Raw genomic sequence first — 17217 nt, forward strand, 5'->3', positions numbered from 1 at the left:
CAAGGTATTAATAATAATGCCATAGGGGGGCGGGGTTAATCTCTGTGGCTTGTAGCTAGGTATCGAGCGTTTCAAGAATTTTTTTATTTCCGCGAAATTAAAAATTACAACATGCGATGGCTAGAGGTCGAAAACCAAAGCCCACCCAGCAGAAGTTACTCGCGGGGAATCCCGGCAAACGGGCTTTAAATCATGATGAACCGAGTTATGGTGCACTGACTAATGTTGACCCACCTGCCTGGTTGGATGCTACTGCTACAGAGTTGTGGGGCTATCTAGCCCCGAAGTTAATCAAGAGTGGTGTATTAACTGAAGTTGACTTTCATAACCTGGAAATCTTTTGTACGGCATACGCGCGCTGGCGGGCCGCTGAAGCAGCGATAGAACAACACGGCATTATGGTCACAGATAACAACGGTAACTTAAAGAAAAGCCCGGCTTGTACCGTGGCGAACGAATCCATTAAACAGGTGGATAGCTACGGTGCCAAGTTGGGTCTTGATCCTGCCAGTCGTGCTCGATTAGCGGTTGGCCAGCCAGCGGAAGAAACCAACGAATTTAATCTATGACGAATTACGAGCGAGCTGAACATTATGCGAAAGCGGTGGTCTCTGGTGACATACCGGCTTGCCAATACGTTATTCAAGCGTGTCAGCGCCATTTAACTGACTTAACCCAAGTTGATGATCCTGATTTCCCTTATTATTTTGATGAGGAAAAAGCCGAGCGCATTTGTAAATTTGTTCAGCTACTGCCGCATACCAAAGGCAAGTGGGCCTCTAAAAAGCAAAATATTCATTTAGAGCCCTGGCAGTGTTTTGCGTTTGGTGTGCCATTTGGCTGGTGCAGAAAAAAAGACCACACCCGCCGTTATCGTGAGGTGTATTACGAAGTCCCCCGTAAAAACGGCAAGTCCATTTTGGCGGCAGGCGTTGGCTTATATTGCTTTGCCATGGATGGTGAGTTTGGTGCAGAGGTTTACTCAGGCGCTACCACTGAAAAACAAGCCTGGGAGGTGTTTCGACCAGCCAAAATCATGGTCGAGAAAAGGCCGAAGCTGCAGGAACATGCGGGCATTCAAATCAATGCGAAAAACATGCATATTGTATTAGATCATGCCCGCTTTGAACCGTTGATTGGTAATCCGGGTGATGGTGCTTCACCCAGTTGTGCATTAATTGATGAGTACCACGAACACCAAACCAGTGATTTATACGACACCATGCGTTCAGGTATGGGCGCTAGAGAGCAGCCATTATTATTTGTGATTACCACGGCAGGCTTTAACATTGCTGGGCCTTGTTATGATAAACGACAAGAAGTGATTAATATCCTTAACGGTTCCGTGCCGAATGATGAACTGTGGGGGCTGATTTATACCATTGATGAAGACGACGACTGGACCCAACCGGAAGCATTAATCAAAGCCAATCCGAATTACAATGTATCGGTATTGGAGGATTTTTTATTATCCCAGCAAGCCAGTGCTGTCGCCAATGCCAGCCGCCAAAATCCATTTAAAACGAAGCACCTGAATGTTTGGGTCAATGCCCGTGAAGCCTGGATTAATTTAGTCGATTGGCATCGTTGCTGTGATAAAAGGTTATCCCTTGACGATTTTAAAGGCGATGAGGCTGTTTTTGCCATTGACTTATCCTCACACATTGATATTTGTTCTTTTGTGCAGGTATTTACCCGTCAAGTCGCAGATAAACAGCATTATTATGCCTTTTCTCGTCACTATTTACCGGAAGACACGATCTATGACGAGAATAATAAAAACCACTCTGCGTATCAGCAGTGGTTAAACGAGGGTTATTTAACGAAAACTGATGGGGCTGAAATTGATTACAGTCAAGTCAGGCAAGATATTCTAGAACTATCCGAGCAACATCAAGTCAGGGAAATTCCCCATGACCCTTGGGGCGCGGTACAACTGGCACAAGAACTGGATCAATACCATTTAAATCCGGTTAAATTTCCTCAAACCACCTCTAACTTTTCACCGGCGATGAAAGAGTTAGAAGCCGCGATAAAAGCCCAACGACTTCACCACGATGGCAACCCCATTTTAACCTGGATGATGTCGAACGTAACGGTGAAAGAAGACGCTAACGAAAATATCTTTCCGCGCAAAGAAAAACCCCATAACAAAATTGATGGTGCCGTTGCATTAATTATGGGTATTGGCCGCTCGATGCTCGACGATGACAACCCTTCATTAAATAAAGTGTACGAAAACCACGGCATTCGTTTTCTATGAGTTTTTTTAAAAAACTGTTTACCAAAAGTCAGGCGGTCCCATTTGATTCCCATGCTTTGCTGCAAGCGTTAGGCATGGGTTATGAAACTGATACCAATATCACGGTTACGCCTGAGAGTGCCATGCGTTGTTGCACGGTGTTTTCCTGTATTCGGGTATTGGCTGAATCAGTTGGCCAGTTACCGCTGAATTATTTTGTGCAGCAAGGTGAAAAACGGGTAAAAGCCACTGGGAGTCGTCTTTATCACCTACTTAAACTGTCGCCGAACAGTTATATGACCTCCCAAGAGTTATGGGAGTTGTGCATTACCCATTTATGTTTGCGAGGTAATTTTTACGCCTATAAAAATACGGTAAAGGGTGAGCTACGGGAACTACTACCCTTAAACCCAGATAACGTAGAACCCAAATTACTGGACAATTACACCCTGGTTTACGATGTCACCTTCGCTAATGGTAGCCGCGACATTCTTACCGCTGATGAAGTCTTCCATGTAAAGGGGTTTTCCGTTGATGGCATCAAAGGCGTGTCACCCATTAGCTATGCCCGCAATGCCATTGGCTTGGGTTTAGCCACGGAAAAACACGGTTCTAAATTATTCAGTAATGGGGCGCGTCCTGGGGGCATTTTAAGCACGGATCAGCAGTTAACGGATGATGTGGTTAAGCGGGTTAAACAAAGCTGGGATGATCAATATCAAGGATTAGATAACGCCCATAAAGTCGCGATTTTAGAGGCGGGTTTACAATGGGTGAGTGTGGGCATGACGTCAGATGATGCTCAGTTTTTAGAAACCCGCAAATACCAACGCTCGGAAATTTGTGGGTTATTTCGCGTGCCACCCCATATGGTGGGTGATTTAGAAAAAGCCACGTTTTCCAATATTGAACATCAAGCCCAAGAATTTGTGGTCAATGCACTGGTGCCGTATTTAACCCGGATTGAGCAGCGGATTCAGGTGAGTTTAATTCCTGAAGTCAAACGTGCCAGCCACTTTGCCAAGTTTAATGTGAATAGCCTGTTGCGAGGGGATATGAAATCCCGTGCCGAGTTTTACACCAAGCTGCAACAAACCGGCTCACTATCGCCCAATGAAATTCGGGCACTGGAAGATTTAGACCCAAGGGATGGCGGCGATATTTATTTAACCCCCATGAATATGCTGATTAATGGTAAAGAGCCAGAGAAAAATGAAACTCACTAAGATTGCTAAACCCTTTGAAATTAAATCGATAGACGAGTCAGGGGTATTTGCGGGTTATGGCTCGGTGTTTGATGTGGAAGACAGTTACGGTGATGTGGTTGAAAAAGGCGCTTTTTTACAATCACTGAATCAGTGGCAACAGAAAAATAAATTACCGGCTTTATTGTGGCAGCACCGTTATGACGAGCCTATCGGCGTCTATACCAAAATGGTGGAAGATAATCACGGCCTGTATGTAGAGGGGAAATTATTAATAGACGATGATCCCTTAGCGAAGCGGGCGTATGCCCATTTAAAAGCCGGTTCAGTCACCGGGTTATCGATTGGCTTTACTACTCCCCAAGGTGGTGGCGAATGGGATGAAGACACCGACACCTATCGTCTAAAACAAGTGAAATTATGGGAAGTGTCCTTAGTGACGTTTCCTGCTAATGAATCGGCCACGGTGGATGGCGTTAAATCCGCCATTGACGGTGGCCCCAAAACCTTTGAGCGATTCCTGCGCGAAGCCGGTTTATCGCGAGCCCAAGCCAAAGGCTTAATGGCCGATGGTTATCACGCCTTGAATCAGCGAGACGCTGAGTTATCAAGTACCGTGAATCAATTGCAATCCCTTATTCAAACCTTAAAAGGATAAATCAATGGCTTACGCTGAAGAGATTAATAAAACAATTGAGGCATTAGGTGGTGCCTTTAATGAGTTTAAAAAAACCAATGATGAACGCTTAACGACCTTAGAAAAAGGTGACGCGCTGGATGGATTGGTGGAAGGCAAACTGAAGTCAATCAATGACAAACTCTCAGAACTGGAAAAGCTCAAAGGTCAGTTTGAAGAACTGGAAACCAAAGCGAATCGCCCCGGCAGCACGTTTGGCGGTAAACAACAAAACGCCGAATATGAAAAAGCCTTTGATCAATTTGTCAGAAAAGGTAAAACCGACCAGATCGATGATTTAAAAACCAAAACCATGCAAACCGGCAATGATGAGGATGGCGGTTATGCGGTACCGGAACAATTAGACCGGCAAATTATCGGTTTTGGCCGTGATCAAGTGGTGATGCGTTCGGTTTGCGCCAGCCAAACCTTATCAACGCCTGAGTTTAAAAAATTACGTAAAGAAGGCCGAGCCACATCCGGCTGGGTAGGGGAAACAGACCCAAGACCACAAACGGATACCCCTAAACTCAAAACGATTACACCCATCTGGGGAGAGATTTACGCCAATCCTGAAGCCACGCAAACCATGCTGGATGATGCATTTTTTAATGTACAACAGTTTTTAGTGGGGGAAGTTGGCGAAGAATTTAGCGAACAAGAAGAAATTGCCTTTACCCGTGGTGATGGTAACGACAAGCCAAAGGGATTGTTTGCTTATCCTCGCACTTTGGAGACCGATGATAAAAGAGCGTTTGGCAAATTGCAGTATTTGGATACCGCCACCGCTAAGCTCGAAGCAGATGACCTGTTAAAGCTGTTGTACGCTTTAAAACGTAAATACCGCACCGGTGCTCGCTGGATGATGAACAGCACCAGTGTTGGGCAAGTACGGCTGATGAAGGATAATGACGGTAATTATTTATGGAGCCCTGGCTTACAAGCCGGTGAGCCTTCACGGCTACTAGGCTATTCGCTGACAGAAAATGAGCAAGTCGATGACATTGCCGCGAAAAAAGCGCCGATATCCTTTGGTAACTTTAAGCGGGCGTATTTGATCTTAGATCGGATTGGTACCCGAGTGTTGCGCGATCCCTACACCAATAAACCCTTTGTGTCGTTTTATACCACCAAGCGGGTGGGGAATATGTTGTTGGATAGCAATGCTGTTAAGGTATTACAAATTAAAGGGGGTTAACCACTTTTAATAGCCAGAACTCCTGGCTATTAATAAATGTTACATTTTACACACTCTAATTTTTTCAGTGACAGTTTCTAAAAATTCATCACTTGCCCCCATACGTTTTTTGGCCTCTTCAGGAGAATCAAACCTAGGTGCAGAACCTAATGATGTATAGCCACCGCTTGTAGTCGCATAGCATCCTGAAACCCAGCCTCTACAGGTTTTATTCGATCTAACAACCCATTTAGTAACCGTTATTTCTTGCTGTTTGTATTTTGGGCAGGAATAAATATTTTCATATGCATTGGTAGTATTTATACAGATGAGGCCAAAGAATAGTAGGTATTTCTTCATATAAAATATGTTCCTGGAAAGGTGCATGAATATTAAATGTTTTAAAAAAATACATTAACCATGTTACTTAAAATATGTGCAATTTCAACGTATAAAATGTGCAAATTCAGTGCAAACTTTAGATTGGTACTCTTTACCAAATTGCTATCTACATTTCATACTTTAAATCAAGATGATTAACCTTGAGTTAGTAAAAAAGCATCTCAATATTGATGAGGCGTTAACCGAAGATGACGCCTATTTGCAAGTATTAACCGAGGCGGCTATCGCTAACTTTGAAAGCACCACACAACGTCCGTTAGTGAAGGAAAACCCTACTGATACAGCCGTGATGATCACCCGTGAAATTGAAATTGGTTTACTCATGCTAATTGGCCACTGGTATAACAACCGGGAGTCTGTAGTGATTGGAGGGGTTGTCAGCGAATTACCGTTATCGACCCAAGCTATTTGGAATAAATACCGTTTTAAATCCCTATGAGAGCCGGCCGCTTAAAACATCGTATTGCCATTGAAAAACCTGAGTTGATTAAGGATGAATTTGGCCAGCCCACTAAAAATTGGGTCGTGGTATGTACAACAAGAGCCGCCATTGATCCCATATCAGGTAAAGAGTTTTTTGCTGCCCAGCAAATTAATAACGCCATTAATTACAAAATAACGATTCGCTATCGGCCAGGGATTAAGTCACAGTATCGGGTGAAGTACAAAGATCGAGTATTTGAAATTCATGCGCCACTTAACCCCAGAGAAGCTAATCGCGAGCTACAGCTGATGTGTGAAGCGCATGAAACTTAATCTGAATTTAACCGATGTGGAAGAGTTAACCGAGCAGTTTCGTGATATTGAAGAAAAGCTCATTAACCGGGCAGTACGGCAAGGATTGTTAGAAATTATCAAGCCGGTTAAAAAGCAGATGAAGCAGAATGCACCGATTGATACCGGTGAACTAAAAAAAGCGCTTAATCATAAATCATTTGCTAAAGACCAATTTGCGGTGGTTTATTCCGGCATTTCGCAAAAAAAACACCAGCCATCGGTCGTACAAAAAGCGTTAGCCATGGAATATGGCAACAACCGGCAAAAAGCCAAGAAGCCCTTTATTCAACCCGCTGTTGATCAATCCAATTTTTCCAACGCTAAGCAGGAGGTTATCGAGCTGATTGAAAAAAGGCTTGATGAATTGCTAAATGATTGAAATTAAAATCCAACAAGCCTTGTCCGCATTAGTGGATGATCGAGCTTACCCAACCATACTACCTGAAAAAGCCAAATACCCAGCCATCACTTACCATCGGGTGAATGCAGCTCAAGGCAGTGGCCGTATTAATACCACTGAAATCAGTGGACAAAACAGCGTATTTCAGGTGGTTGTTTGGAGCCAAAATTATGGCCAAGCACATTTGCTACAAAAGCAGTGTATAACTGAGTTTGCAAGCTTGGGGCTGCAACTGATATCCAGTGCGGATGGCTTTGAACCCGAAAAAATGCTGCACTCGGTGATTATGGAGTTTGAGTGCTGGGGTGATTTAGCCTTAGTGGCAGATCGGCAAAGCACCCCAGACAAAAGCCCAATTAAACAGTTTTTAAATAATGTACAGCAGCAGCTGTCTACGGTTTCCAATACCGCGCTGACTGATTACCAACTAGTTCAGCCGGTATTACCCGCCATTGTCCTTAAGCTACGACAAATTAAGCCTGCTAACGATTGGAGCGGGCCTGGCGCAGTAGAATGTAACTTAACTGCCTATTGTTGCCATCAAGTCGGCTACGCTGGGGATTTGGCGACTCAAGTATCATTACTGATTAATGCAAATCAATGGGACTTAGGCGACGCGCTGGACTTCCCGAAAAACATTACCGCTGATCAAGAAGTTATGTCACTGGGTGAGACACCCTACGAGCGCTGGCAAGTGAATTGGCAGCAAGTGATTAGAACCGAAGCATCAATCTGGCAAGACAGCGGTACACCACCAACCACTGTCTTATGCAGTGATGCCCCTGAGATTGGAATCCCCCATAAAGATGACTACCGAGTTGTTTCGCGTTAATGAGCTTTACCGGCTTTTAGTTAACTTAATTCGCCCTGGCACCATTCACCAAGTTGACCATCAACGCACTCGCGTCAGGGTTCAAATTGATGAATTAACCTCTGGTTGGTTACCTTGGTTAACTACCAGAGCTGGTAATGACCAAAGCTGGTGGGCACCGGAAGTGGGTGAGCAAGTCATTGTGTTATCCCCCAGTGGCGAATTAGCCAATGGTTTTGTGTTACCGGCTGTCTATCAAAACAAGTACCCAACCCCTAGCCATGATCCAGATGAGTCGGTATGGCAGTTTAAAAATCATGCCCGGTTTAGCTATCACCGAGGCAATGATGAATTAATCATTGAGTTAACGGGGGCAGGTAATACCAAGCTAATTAGCCCTGAAGGTATTCATTTTGTCGGTGATTTATTGGTTGAGGGAAATATTAAAGCCACTCAAGAAATAACCGATCACACCCGCAGTATGCAGGCGGATCGGGATATTTATAACGGACACAAGCATGATGTTGTTGGCCACAGTACAGCGGTGCCAACAGGGAACAGACAGTAAATTGCACAGTTAGGCTAGCTACATACTATCCTTGCCTAATCATGGATGATTGATTTAGGAGATAGCTATGGATAGTATGCAAGCACTAAAGCTGAGTAATAAAGATGAGCTGATAAAACTTGCTGATTATTTAATATATGCATTTATAATTTTATCAGTCTTTACTTTCTCAATTGAAACCCTACCAGATTTATCAGCCTCTAGTCGAAAACTGTTAAGGTATCTAGAAATTGTAACAGTGATTGTTTTCACTATTGAATATGTATTGAGGATTTTCTTTGCAGATCGCAAACTAAAATATATTTTTAGTTTCTATGGTCTAATTGATTTGCTAGCAATTTTGCCGTTTTACATAGCAACCAGTCTTGACCTAAGAGCACTAAGAATTGTTAGGCTATTTAGGTTGCTAAGAGTATTAAAGATTATTAGATATTCACAAGCTATTCGGCGTTATCACCGGGCATTGATAATTGCAAAAGCCGAGTTAGTATTATTTGGTTTTACAGCAATTATTTTGTTATATCTAGCTGCAGTGGGTATTTATTATTTTGAAAGTGTTGCTCAGCCAGAACAGTTTCAATCGATTTTTCACAGCTTGTGGTGGGCAGTAGCTACCTTAACAACTGTCGGTTATGGAGATGTATACCCAATTACATTGGGTGGTAGGCTATTTACCTTTGTGATTTTAACCATAGGGCTTGGCTTTGTGGCGGTGCCAACAGGTTTGCTGGCATCTGCATTATCCCAAGCAAGGAATGAAGAAGATCAATAATTTAAGTGTTACGGGAGTTCTCGTAACGGTATTTTTATGCAAGGCACCAACCGACAAACTGGTAAACCCCTTTCTATCCTCGATCACCTCCGCCAATCCATCACCGACATTCTGACCACCCGCATTGGTACAAGACTGATGCGGCGTGATTATGGCAGTCGTTTACCTGAATTAGTGGATCGCCCCATGAATGGTCAGTGGTTAGTGGAAATCTATGCAGCGACTGCTGAAGCCTTAATCCGTTGGGAACCCCGTTTAAAGGTTACCAAGGTGCAAGCGTTTCGTGGTGAACCTGGCGAGTTATTGATTGCGTTAGAAGGGATTTATTTACCCGAAGGCAAACCCATTACCTTGGATGGCATCATTGTATGAGCGAATTTACCGCCATTGATTTATCACAGTTACCTGCACCGGATGTGATCGAGCCGATTGATTACGAGGAAATCCTCGCTTCCATGCTGGCCGATTTACAAAAGCGCGATAGCAGCTTTACGGCACTGGTCGAATCTGACCCGGCCATGAAGATTCTAGAAGTTTGCGCTTATCGTGAAATGTTGAAGTGCCAGCAATTTAATGAGCGGACTAAAGCCGTCATGTTAGCTTATGCGCAAGGTTCGGATTTAGATCATTTGGGTGCGAATTACGGCGTTAAGCGTAAAGTCATTAAACCGGCTGATGATAATCAAGTGCCACCGACACCCGCTGTGATGGAATCTGATGAAGACTTTCGTCGTCGTATTCAATTAGGCCCCGAAGGCTATTCAACCGCTGGCCCGGTAGGTGCCTATTTAGCTCACTCGCATAATGCCCATGATCAAATTGCCGATGTCTCGGTGTATTCTGATCAGCCGGGCGAGGTGGTTATTACTTTTTTACGGCGACCATTGGCTGATGAAGCGGATATGGCACCGGATGAGGAAATAAAACAGGCGTTGTTAACCGCGTTAAATGATGAAGATGTCAGGCCATTAACTGATCATATTACTGTGCAAGCGGCGGAAATTATCGACTATGCCATTGATGCGAAACTGCATGTACAACAAGGGCCGTCTTCCAAAACCATTATGGATACGGCGACGGCTGCCTTAAATACGTATGTTGATCAGTGTTATAAGCTGGGTAAAACCGTCGCCTTATCGGGTATTTATGATGCGTTGCATATGGGGGGCGTTACTCGCGTCGAATTAATTGCTCCAACTTCTGATATTCAAGCCAAAGTTTTTCAAGCGCCTAAAGCTAAATCTATTTTCATTACCCTCGCATAACTTCATGAGTTTACTACCGAATAACACCACTCCTTTAGAGGAAGGGTTAGCCGACAGTACCCGTCGTATCAGTGAAATACCCGCTTACCCTAATCACGTCTGGCATCCTGAGTCTTGCCCGGCTAATTGTTTACCCTGGTTGGCTTGGGCCTTATCGGTGGATGAATGGGACGAAGCTTGGGAAGAGCAAACCAAGCGTAATGTCATTAAGGCATCCATTGAAGTGCATCGACATAAAGGCACCCTTGGCGCGGTAAAAAAAGCGTTGGCTGCAACAGGTGTAGATATCACGGTAACCGAATGGTTTGAATATAACGGCCAGCCTTATACGTTTAAAGCCGATGTGAATTTAGAAACCCGTGGCCTTACTGAAAAAGAATACGACAATATTAATCGGCTAATTAAGCGTACTAAAAATGTTCGGAGTCATTTTGACTTAACCGTTTATTTAACCAATAAAACAAAAATGCCGCGTGTGGCAGTGACATGTCAACAAGGTCAACAAACCACGGTTATTCCCTATTTAACCAAAGAAATGAATAGCCAGCTGTGTACTTGTTTGACGTCCGGTTACCAAAGTGCTGTGACACACCAGATTTATCCATTTATTACAACGCAACTGACAAGCAACATTTGCCGGGTACTGGTGACGGGCTATCAAGCAGTTAATACCATCACGATCTATCCCAAAGGAGCCTAAATTTGAATCAAGAATACTTTAGTCTGCTCACTAAGCTTGGGCAGGCCAGGATTATTAATGCCCAAGCATTGGGTAAAACGGTTAAAATCACCAAACTGAAAGTGGGTGACGGTGGTGAAGATGGCGGTAAAGAAACCAACCCCAAAGAAACGGATACATCACTGGTTAGAGAAAAATGGCAGGGGCCTATTAATAGTATTTTCCAAGACCCGGATAACGATCATTGGCTGGTGATTGAAACGGTCATCCCTGAAGAAGATGGTAACTTTTATATTACTGAATTTGGACTGTATGATACAGATGATAATTTAATTGCCATCGGTAAATACCCGAAAACGTATAAACCCACTTTGGCTCAAGGTAGTGGTAGTAGCCTATATATAAAGGTTATTTTTGAGCTAAGTAATACAGCGAATGTAGAACTTAAAATTGATCCTGCAATTGTATTGGCTTCTCGCTCATATGTTGAAAACTTGTTAGCCAATAGTTTTTCACAAATACCGGTTGCTGCAGAAATACTGAATGACGATAACCGGCTTAAAGTCAATCTGAGTAGCCAATTATTAACGATAAAGCCCAATCAAATTATACGCTGGCGCGGGTGGAAAAACTTCAATACGGCAAGTTATTCAGAAGGTGAACGTACATTCTCCTATGAGCAAGACAAAACCTATCACTTACGATGGTCACCTTCTATAGGCTTCAATTTAAGAGACTTAGAGGATAGCACGTATAATACTCATGGTTTGGATGAACAACATGTATCTTTTGATTCAAGCTATGACGATGTGTTGTTAGGGAAAATTGAAAGCAGTGAATTTTACCCAACGATCATTGCATCTAAACGGATATATCGACCACAAGTTTCCGGCAATGGTACGCTATGGTTACCGCTAGGCTATCGAGATCGTTCTTTTCGTTTATTAGTCACGATTAGAAATCAACAGCAGAAAGGAAATATTTTAATCAAGTCAGTTGATAAGGCGCATACTGCATTATTTACCATGAGAGGAAACAATCATGGTGACAACATGAATGTTGAATTAGATAGTGATGATGAATTTTGGTTGACAAGCAATAATAGTAACGGTGAAGTCAGTATTAGTACATTAACCGGCGATATCATTGATGACTTGCTGTATATGCAAAACCATCAAAGCGAATATGTGAAAAAAATTCAACCAGGCAATACGATTGATGGTGATGAAGAGCTTTTTTCGATGGGAATAAAGCGTTTAACGACTGAACAAGTTAAAAAAGGGCTACCACTGGAATATGAAGATATTGAAAGTGCCACTATTACCTTCGAAGTATTTTAAATAAATTTACCCTACCTTGTATTTTTGACTTCATTCTTTAACCATAAAAAGGAATCCTCATGCCAGGTGAATTTCTCCATGGCGTCGAGGTCGTTGAAATTGACAGCGGCCCACGCCCAATACGTACAGTAAAAAGCAGCGTGATTGGTTTAGTCGGCACAGCCCCCGACGCGAAAGACGACGTTTTTCCCTATGACACACCGATTTTATTAGCGGGTAGCTTAAAAAAGGCTAAACAATTAGGTAAACAAGGCACTTTACCTGCCGCCTTGCAAGGTATTTTTGATCAGATTGGGGCGATGGTGGTGGTTATTCGGGTTAACGATAAACCGCCTGTATCCCCAGAAACCACAGATAATGAAAATACGGCACTGAATGCCATTATTGGTAAGCAAGGTGAACCTAATACCGGGATGTATGCCTTCCTGGATGCCAAAAGTACCGTCCATGTCGAGCCCCGGATTTTAATTGCCCCAGAATTTTCGCATATCAAGGCTGCTGCCCAAAAATTGGTTCTCGTAGCAGAACGATTAGGTGGTATCGCGATCATTGATGGCCCTAATACGACCGGTGAAGAGGCGGTTAAATATCGTGATGTATTTGGTAAGCGTTATGCTTACCTAATCGACCCCTGGGTTAAAGTCTGGAATAGTGACATCAACGAAGGTAAAGGCGGCATTGTCATTGAACCCCCTTCGGCTCGTGTGGCGGGATTAATGGCTAAAATCGATAACGATCATGGCTTTTGGCATTCCCCGTCGAATAAATTAATTAACGGTATTTTAGGCACAGCCCGACCGATTGATTTTAAATTGGGGGATAAAAACTGCCGAGCCAATTATTTAAATAGCCATGATGTCACTACCATTATTCAGGAAGACGGCTACCGTCTTTGGGGTAACCGGACCTGTAGCGCTGATCCGAAATGGGCGTTTGTCAGTGTGGTGCGCACCGCGGAGATTATTTATGACTCATTGCAACGGGCACATCTATGGGCGGTTGATAGAAATATCACTAAAAACTACATCGCCGATGTCACGGAAGGTGTAAATAATTATTTGCGCCGGTTAAAAAATATCGGTGCAATATTAGGTGGCACGTGCTGGGCGGACCCTGAATTAAATACCCCGGATGCGTTAGCCGATGGCAAGGTGTATTTTAATTTTGATTTTACGCCACCCGCGCCAGCGGAACATATTACCTTCAATGCCACCTTAACCGACGATTATTTTAAGGAGGTGTTTAATGCACGCTAATCACGTCGCTTATGCCACGTTATTTATTGATGGGGCCAGCCAAGCGGGACGGGTTCAATCCATTACCTTGCCCAAGCTTACCGTTAAAACTGAAGAGTTTCGAGGCGGTGGCATGGATGGGGTCACTCATTTAGATATGGGAATGGAAGCCATGGAGCTGAGCTTCACCATTGATGACTGTAATACCGACGTCCTTAAGCATTTTGGTTTCCAAAAAGGCAAACAAGTGCCGTTTAATATTAAAGGCGTCCTGCGCAATCCTGGTCAGGGTGAACAAGGGATTGATGCGGTTTGCCGAGGATTGGTGAGTGAGCTGGATTTTGGGGAGTGGAAGCAAGCGGAATTATCCAGCTTAACCGCCACCCTCAAACTGGATTACTACAAACTCACCATTAACAACCAACTGATTTACGAGATTGATGTGGTTAACCATGTGCGTAATGTGGAAGGCACTGACCACATGCAGAATATTCGAGAATTATTAGGCTTATAAAAAAACAACTATCTCAATCAGCTGACAAGCAAACAAACACACAACACAATAGGAATACCATGAGCGAAATTATTACTTTACATTACCCCATCGAAATCAATGGCGAAGTGATTAACGAAGTTACTTTACGCCGCCCTAAAACCAAAGACATGAAAAACATTGAAAAGCGGGGTGGCGGTGAAATTAGTCAAAGCATTCATATGATTGCGGATTTATCCGGCTTGGATATTAACACCATAGAAGAGCTGGACGCTGCAGACTTTCAACGCTTGAATGAGGTGGTGGCTGGTTTTTTAGACTCGACTGGCGATCGGTCCAGCAAATCTGTTTAAACCTGTCGTATTATCTGCGAGGTACCCCATTGTCCGAACTGTTAGACATGGACCTCGACGACCTGCTTGATTGGTACAAATCCCTTCCTAAACAATAACCATGATAATCAAAGGGAATCGTTTTTAGGGGCGGCATCAAATGATGAAGCGAAGGAGCTTATAAAAAATAAGTGACTGAGCTGAAGAATGCAGATAACAAACCCTAAAAATTATTCACGAAGAGTATATGGCGAATAAACTCAACATTGCTATCGGCGCTTATATTGATAAGTCGCTGGCAAAGTCCTTTAAAAAAACCGAATCCGCTGCCAGTAAATTAGGTAAAGCCTACCGGGAAACCAATAAAAAACTGGCCGCTGTACGACAGGTAGATCGGTATCGCCAACGCTTAGCTCAATTACGTCGGCAACAGCAACAAGCCGGGGGAAGTAATCAACAGTTAGCCAATGCGATTCGGCGTACCGAGCAATCCTTATCACGGGCCTCTCGCTCTGCACAACGCTATGGAGTCAATTTAAATAACCTGGCCCGCACCCAGCGACAGTTGCAGCGTACTGCCCGTTTTCAAGGACTTCAGCAATCGGGGATGCGACGGCTTGGCCAGTTAAAAACCGCCGGTAAATGGGCCGCCGGTGGATTAGCCGGGGCGGCTGGCGGACTGTTAGCCATGGTAAAATCCACGGCTGATCGAGGTGACCCAATTGCCAAACATGCCGCCAAACTGGGATTTACTATTGAAGGACTCCAAGAGTATCAATATGCCGCTGAACGCTCTGGGGTATCGACGGCACAGTTTAATACCGCCTCACAACGGATGGTACGACGGGTGTCGGAAGCCGCTGCCGGGATTGGTAAAACCGGTAAAGCACTCAAAGAATTAGGGTTGGATGCTAAGTGGTTAAACTCACTGAAACCTGAAGAGCAGTTTGAGCAAATCTCAGAAGCGATGAAGCATATCCCCAATAAAGCGGATCGTGTACGACTGGCCATGAAGCTATTCGATACCGAAGGTGTCGGCCTGGTGAATATGCTCAATGGAGGAAAAGCGGGCCTTGAAGCATTAAGAAAAGATGCCAGAGCCACTGGCAATATAATTTCAAAAGAAGATGCTAAAAATGCCGAGGATTTTCAGGATGCCTTTTTAGACTTTAAACAAATCATAGGCAGTGTCAGTACATCCATTGGGGCCAAGTTTATGCCCTTGGTTACCCGCATGATGATTAAGTTTAAAGCCTTTCATGAAAAATACGGCGCTCGCTTTAATCGATTGCTAATCCAGGTGGCGGATTCCTTAGTGAATGTGGGTCGCTTTATGTGGAGCCTGGGTAAAACGGTATTTACCGTTGCCAGTCAAATTAATCATTTTATTGAGGCTACCATTGGCTGGAAAAATATCGCGGCTGTCGTCGCTGCTTTAGTTGGGGTGAAATTAGTGGGTGCGGTATTAGCCGCTGGTACCGCCATAATGGCATTAATTCCAGCCATTAAAGCAGTGGGCTTAGCGATGATGGCCAATCCGATTGGCCTTATCATTAAAATCATTGCTGTTGGTGCCACATTAATTATTACTAACTGGAGTACGGTTTCTACCTTTTTAGGGGATACCTTTGATGCCATTGCTAATGCTTGCAGCTATGCATTTGAAATAATTAAAAAATACTTTCTCAACTTTACGCCACTCGGTTACATCGTTTCCAACTGGGATGGCATCAGTAATTTTTTTAGCAAACTATGGGATGGGATTGGTAAGGCGTTTGATGGTGGTGTGGCGGGTATTGCTAAGAGTTTTTTAAGTTATTCCCCTTTAGGGTTAATGATGAAAATCTGGCAGCCCGCCATTGACTGGCTACGTAGTAAATTTAAATGGATTAATACCGCCATTGAAAAACTAAAAGGTATTAAGCGCTGGTTTACGGGCGATGATGAGGAAGACAAACAAACCGCTGCAGGCAAAGTCAATCAACGGATGCAACAACGCCGAGCCCAGATACAAGCGACACAAGGCGTCAATGCCAAGCAAATCGAAAAGCGGCTACAGCAAATCAACCAACAGAAAAACATGAATGTTACCACTCATCTCAATGCACCGATCACAATACAAGGTGCAACAGGCATGTCAGCCGAAGAAATTGCCCAGCAGGTTAATGCCAAGCTAGAAGAGCGTGAACAGGAAGCCGAAGCCAGGCAGCGAAGTGCTTTATACGATATGGATATGGCTACCCTATGAGCTATACACTGCTTAAGCTGGGTGATTTTATCTTCTCGATCAAAACAGCCAGCTATCAACAGCTGCGCCAACAATGGCAATTTAAATGGGCTAGTCAGCCTATTATTGGTGGTTATCCTCAGCAGCAGTATACCGGAGAAACCGTGCGAACCATGACCTTAACCGGCACCATGTACCCTGGTCAGTATGGCAGTCGTGACAGCCTGCTTCATATGGTTGAGCTAGCCGGTACAGGTGCGCCTTTTATCCTGGTAGCCGGCACTGGCGAAATACTCGGCTACTGGTGTATTACCCAAGTCAATGAAAACGGCTCTTACCCAGATAAAGAAGGCAAGTGCCGTAAAATAGAATTCAGTGTGAGCATAACCTACTATGGCGACAGTCTACCGAACAAAGGACGGTGATACCCTGGATTGGATTTGTAAACAATATTATGACGATGAAGTTTATGTGCTGCAGGTGTTAGATGCCAATCCGAGGTTAGTGGAGCAAGGGCCTGTATTCACAGCTGGTATTGAGGTCTTTTTACCTGAAGTTAGCAGAATACCTAAGATAAATGAGGCATTATTTCAGTAATACATTGACTTAATCAGTT

22 protein-coding genes are annotated in these 17217 nt (G+C 43.8%); 21 read left to right on the forward strand and 1 reads right to left on the reverse strand.

Going from position 1 to position 17217, the window contains the following annotated elements; all coding sequences use genetic code 11:
- The first annotated feature begins 116 nt into the window (after positions 1 to 116).
- Genes G4Y78_RS06700 through G4Y78_RS06720 form a run of 5 tightly spaced genes read left to right on the forward strand, consistent with a single transcriptional unit; the run spans position 117 to position 5321 of the window.
- Positions 117 to 569 carry a phage terminase small subunit P27 family gene (locus tag G4Y78_RS06700; protein WP_163832297.1) on the forward strand — a complete coding sequence of 151 codons (453 nt, stop codon included), beginning with the start codon at positions 117 to 119 and terminating at the stop codon, positions 567 to 569.
- Complete coding sequence (locus G4Y78_RS06705) at positions 566 to 2263, forward strand: terminase large subunit (protein WP_163832298.1); 1698 nt, start codon at positions 566 to 568, stop codon at positions 2261 to 2263. Before G4Y78_RS06700 ends, G4Y78_RS06705 begins: the two co-directional genes overlap by 4 nt.
- The gene (locus G4Y78_RS06710; protein WP_163832299.1) at positions 2260 to 3468 is read left to right on the forward strand and encodes a phage portal protein; all 1209 of its coding nucleotides are present in this window, start codon (positions 2260 to 2262) and stop codon (positions 3466 to 3468) included. The genes G4Y78_RS06705 and G4Y78_RS06710 overlap by 4 nt, the downstream gene beginning before the upstream one ends.
- Complete coding sequence (locus G4Y78_RS06715) at positions 3455 to 4105, forward strand: HK97 family phage prohead protease (RefSeq protein ID WP_163832300.1); 651 nt, start codon at positions 3455 to 3457, stop codon at positions 4103 to 4105. Before G4Y78_RS06710 ends, G4Y78_RS06715 begins: the two co-directional genes overlap by 14 nt.
- A 4-nt stretch (positions 4106 to 4109) precedes the next feature.
- A complete protein-coding gene (locus tag G4Y78_RS06720) occupies positions 4110 to 5321 on the forward strand; it encodes a phage major capsid protein (RefSeq protein ID WP_163832301.1) in 1212 nt (403 codons plus the stop codon).
- Positions 5322 to 5360: 39 nt separating this feature from the next.
- Here the strand turns inward: G4Y78_RS06720 and G4Y78_RS06725 are convergent, their stop codons facing one another.
- Positions 5361 to 5660, reverse strand: coding sequence for a hypothetical protein (locus G4Y78_RS06725; RefSeq protein WP_163832302.1), 300 nt, complete (start codon positions 5658 to 5660; stop codon positions 5361 to 5363).
- Between the two features lie 172 nt (positions 5661 to 5832).
- On the opposite strand from G4Y78_RS06725, the gene G4Y78_RS06730 reads away from it, so the two are divergent.
- From G4Y78_RS06730 to G4Y78_RS06805, 16 genes are all read left to right on the forward strand, one after another.
- Complete coding sequence (locus G4Y78_RS06730) at positions 5833 to 6141, forward strand: head-tail connector protein (protein ID WP_163832303.1); 309 nt, start codon at positions 5833 to 5835, stop codon at positions 6139 to 6141.
- Positions 6138 to 6458, forward strand: coding sequence for a phage head closure protein (locus tag G4Y78_RS06735; RefSeq protein WP_163832304.1), 321 nt, complete (start codon positions 6138 to 6140; stop codon positions 6456 to 6458). The genes G4Y78_RS06730 and G4Y78_RS06735 overlap by 4 nt, the downstream gene beginning before the upstream one ends.
- A complete protein-coding gene (locus G4Y78_RS06740; protein ID WP_163832305.1) occupies positions 6448 to 6858 on the forward strand; it encodes an HK97 gp10 family phage protein in 411 nt (136 codons plus the stop codon). The genes G4Y78_RS06735 and G4Y78_RS06740 overlap by 11 nt, the downstream gene beginning before the upstream one ends.
- On the forward strand, positions 6851 to 7711 hold the full coding sequence (gene gp17, locus G4Y78_RS06745; RefSeq protein ID WP_163832306.1) for a tail completion protein gp17: 861 nt from the start codon (positions 6851 to 6853) through the stop codon (positions 7709 to 7711). The genes G4Y78_RS06740 and gp17 overlap by 8 nt, the downstream gene beginning before the upstream one ends.
- Positions 7686 to 8258 carry a phage baseplate assembly protein V gene (locus G4Y78_RS06750; RefSeq protein ID WP_163832307.1) on the forward strand — a complete coding sequence of 191 codons (573 nt, stop codon included), beginning with the start codon at positions 7686 to 7688 and terminating at the stop codon, positions 8256 to 8258. Before gp17 ends, G4Y78_RS06750 begins: the two co-directional genes overlap by 26 nt.
- Positions 8259 to 8325: 67 nt before the next feature.
- Positions 8326 to 9030 (forward strand): ion transporter, encoded by a 705-nt coding sequence (locus G4Y78_RS06755; RefSeq protein WP_222937656.1) that lies wholly within the window; start codon positions 8326 to 8328, stop codon positions 9028 to 9030.
- Between the two features lie 36 nt (positions 9031 to 9066).
- Positions 9067 to 9402: a GPW/gp25 family protein gene (locus G4Y78_RS06760; RefSeq protein WP_163832308.1), complete on the forward strand. Its 336-nt coding sequence runs from the start codon at positions 9067 to 9069 to the stop codon at positions 9400 to 9402.
- The gene (locus G4Y78_RS06765; RefSeq protein WP_163832309.1) at positions 9399 to 10295 is read left to right on the forward strand and encodes a baseplate assembly protein; all 897 of its coding nucleotides are present in this window, start codon (positions 9399 to 9401) and stop codon (positions 10293 to 10295) included. Before G4Y78_RS06760 ends, G4Y78_RS06765 begins: the two co-directional genes overlap by 4 nt.
- 4 nt (positions 10296 to 10299) lie before the next feature.
- Positions 10300 to 10995, forward strand: coding sequence for a phage tail protein I (locus tag G4Y78_RS06770; RefSeq protein WP_163832310.1), 696 nt, complete (start codon positions 10300 to 10302; stop codon positions 10993 to 10995).
- Between the two features lie 2 nt (positions 10996 to 10997).
- Entirely contained in the window at positions 10998 to 12314 is a 1317-nt protein-coding gene (locus G4Y78_RS06775; RefSeq protein WP_163832311.1) for a phage tail protein, read from the forward strand.
- Between the two features lie 59 nt (positions 12315 to 12373).
- Positions 12374 to 13570 carry a phage tail sheath C-terminal domain-containing protein gene (locus tag G4Y78_RS06780; RefSeq protein ID WP_163832312.1) on the forward strand — a complete coding sequence of 399 codons (1197 nt, stop codon included), beginning with the start codon at positions 12374 to 12376 and terminating at the stop codon, positions 13568 to 13570.
- Positions 13560 to 14063: a phage major tail tube protein gene (locus G4Y78_RS06785; RefSeq protein WP_163832313.1), complete on the forward strand. Its 504-nt coding sequence runs from the start codon at positions 13560 to 13562 to the stop codon at positions 14061 to 14063. The genes G4Y78_RS06780 and G4Y78_RS06785 overlap by 11 nt, the downstream gene beginning before the upstream one ends.
- Positions 14064 to 14122: 59 nt before the next feature.
- Positions 14123 to 14395 (forward strand): phage tail assembly protein, encoded by a 273-nt coding sequence (locus tag G4Y78_RS06790; RefSeq protein WP_163832314.1) that lies wholly within the window; start codon positions 14123 to 14125, stop codon positions 14393 to 14395.
- 226 nt (positions 14396 to 14621) lie between these two features.
- Positions 14622 to 16622, forward strand: a complete 2001-nt coding sequence (locus G4Y78_RS06795) for a phage tail tape measure protein (RefSeq protein ID WP_163832315.1) — start codon at positions 14622 to 14624, stop codon at positions 16620 to 16622.
- Positions 16619 to 17026 (forward strand): phage tail protein, encoded by a 408-nt coding sequence (locus tag G4Y78_RS06800; RefSeq protein ID WP_163832316.1) that lies wholly within the window; start codon positions 16619 to 16621, stop codon positions 17024 to 17026. Before G4Y78_RS06795 ends, G4Y78_RS06800 begins: the two co-directional genes overlap by 4 nt.
- Positions 16995 to 17198, forward strand: a complete 204-nt coding sequence (locus G4Y78_RS06805; RefSeq protein ID WP_163832317.1) for a tail protein X — start codon at positions 16995 to 16997, stop codon at positions 17196 to 17198. The genes G4Y78_RS06800 and G4Y78_RS06805 overlap by 32 nt, the downstream gene beginning before the upstream one ends.
- Positions 17199 to 17217 lie beyond the last annotated feature (19 nt).

This window comes from Spartinivicinus ruber, from assembly GCF_011009015.1.
Taxonomy (GTDB): domain Bacteria; phylum Pseudomonadota; class Gammaproteobacteria; order Pseudomonadales; family Zooshikellaceae; genus Spartinivicinus; species Spartinivicinus ruber.

Excerpts from the sequence above, each read along its gene's own strand:
- G4Y78_RS06750 (WP_163832307.1), top strand. The coding sequence starts at position 7,686 with ATGACTACCGAGTTGTTTCGCGTTAATGAGCTTTACCGGCTTTTAGTT.
- G4Y78_RS06760 (WP_163832308.1), top strand. The coding sequence starts at position 9,067 with ATGCAAGGCACCAACCGACAAACTGGTAAACCCCTTTCTATCCTCGAT.
- G4Y78_RS06735 (WP_163832304.1), top strand. The coding sequence starts at position 6,138 with ATGAGAGCCGGCCGCTTAAAACATCGTATTGCCATTGAAAAACCTGAG.
- G4Y78_RS06755 (WP_222937656.1), top strand. The coding sequence starts at position 8,326 with ATGGATAGTATGCAAGCACTAAAGCTGAGTAATAAAGATGAGCTGATA.
- G4Y78_RS06800 (WP_163832316.1), top strand. The coding sequence starts at position 16,619 with ATGAGCTATACACTGCTTAAGCTGGGTGATTTTATCTTCTCGATCAAA.
- G4Y78_RS06715 (WP_163832300.1), top strand. The coding sequence starts at position 3,455 with ATGAAACTCACTAAGATTGCTAAACCCTTTGAAATTAAATCGATAGAC.
- G4Y78_RS06700 (WP_163832297.1), top strand. The coding sequence starts at position 117 with ATGGCTAGAGGTCGAAAACCAAAGCCCACCCAGCAGAAGTTACTCGCG.
- G4Y78_RS06725 (WP_163832302.1), bottom strand. The coding sequence starts at position 5,660 with ATGAAGAAATACCTACTATTCTTTGGCCTCATCTGTATAAATACTACC.
- G4Y78_RS06770 (WP_163832310.1), top strand. The coding sequence starts at position 10,300 with ATGAGTTTACTACCGAATAACACCACTCCTTTAGAGGAAGGGTTAGCC.
- G4Y78_RS06720 (WP_163832301.1), top strand. The coding sequence starts at position 4,110 with ATGGCTTACGCTGAAGAGATTAATAAAACAATTGAGGCATTAGGTGGT.
- G4Y78_RS06740 (WP_163832305.1), top strand. The coding sequence starts at position 6,448 with ATGAAACTTAATCTGAATTTAACCGATGTGGAAGAGTTAACCGAGCAG.
- G4Y78_RS06805 (WP_163832317.1), top strand. The coding sequence starts at position 16,995 with ATGGCGACAGTCTACCGAACAAAGGACGGTGATACCCTGGATTGGATT.
- G4Y78_RS06730 (WP_163832303.1), top strand. The coding sequence starts at position 5,833 with ATGATTAACCTTGAGTTAGTAAAAAAGCATCTCAATATTGATGAGGCG.
- G4Y78_RS06780 (WP_163832312.1), top strand. The coding sequence starts at position 12,374 with ATGCCAGGTGAATTTCTCCATGGCGTCGAGGTCGTTGAAATTGACAGC.
- gp17 (WP_163832306.1), top strand. The coding sequence starts at position 6,851 with ATGATTGAAATTAAAATCCAACAAGCCTTGTCCGCATTAGTGGATGAT.
- G4Y78_RS06710 (WP_163832299.1), top strand. The coding sequence starts at position 2,260 with ATGAGTTTTTTTAAAAAACTGTTTACCAAAAGTCAGGCGGTCCCATTT.
- G4Y78_RS06705 (WP_163832298.1), top strand. The coding sequence starts at position 566 with ATGACGAATTACGAGCGAGCTGAACATTATGCGAAAGCGGTGGTCTCT.
- G4Y78_RS06765 (WP_163832309.1), top strand. The coding sequence starts at position 9,399 with ATGAGCGAATTTACCGCCATTGATTTATCACAGTTACCTGCACCGGAT.
- G4Y78_RS06790 (WP_163832314.1), top strand. The coding sequence starts at position 14,123 with ATGAGCGAAATTATTACTTTACATTACCCCATCGAAATCAATGGCGAA.
- G4Y78_RS06785 (WP_163832313.1), top strand. The coding sequence starts at position 13,560 with ATGCACGCTAATCACGTCGCTTATGCCACGTTATTTATTGATGGGGCC.
- G4Y78_RS06795 (WP_163832315.1), top strand. The coding sequence starts at position 14,622 with ATGGCGAATAAACTCAACATTGCTATCGGCGCTTATATTGATAAGTCG.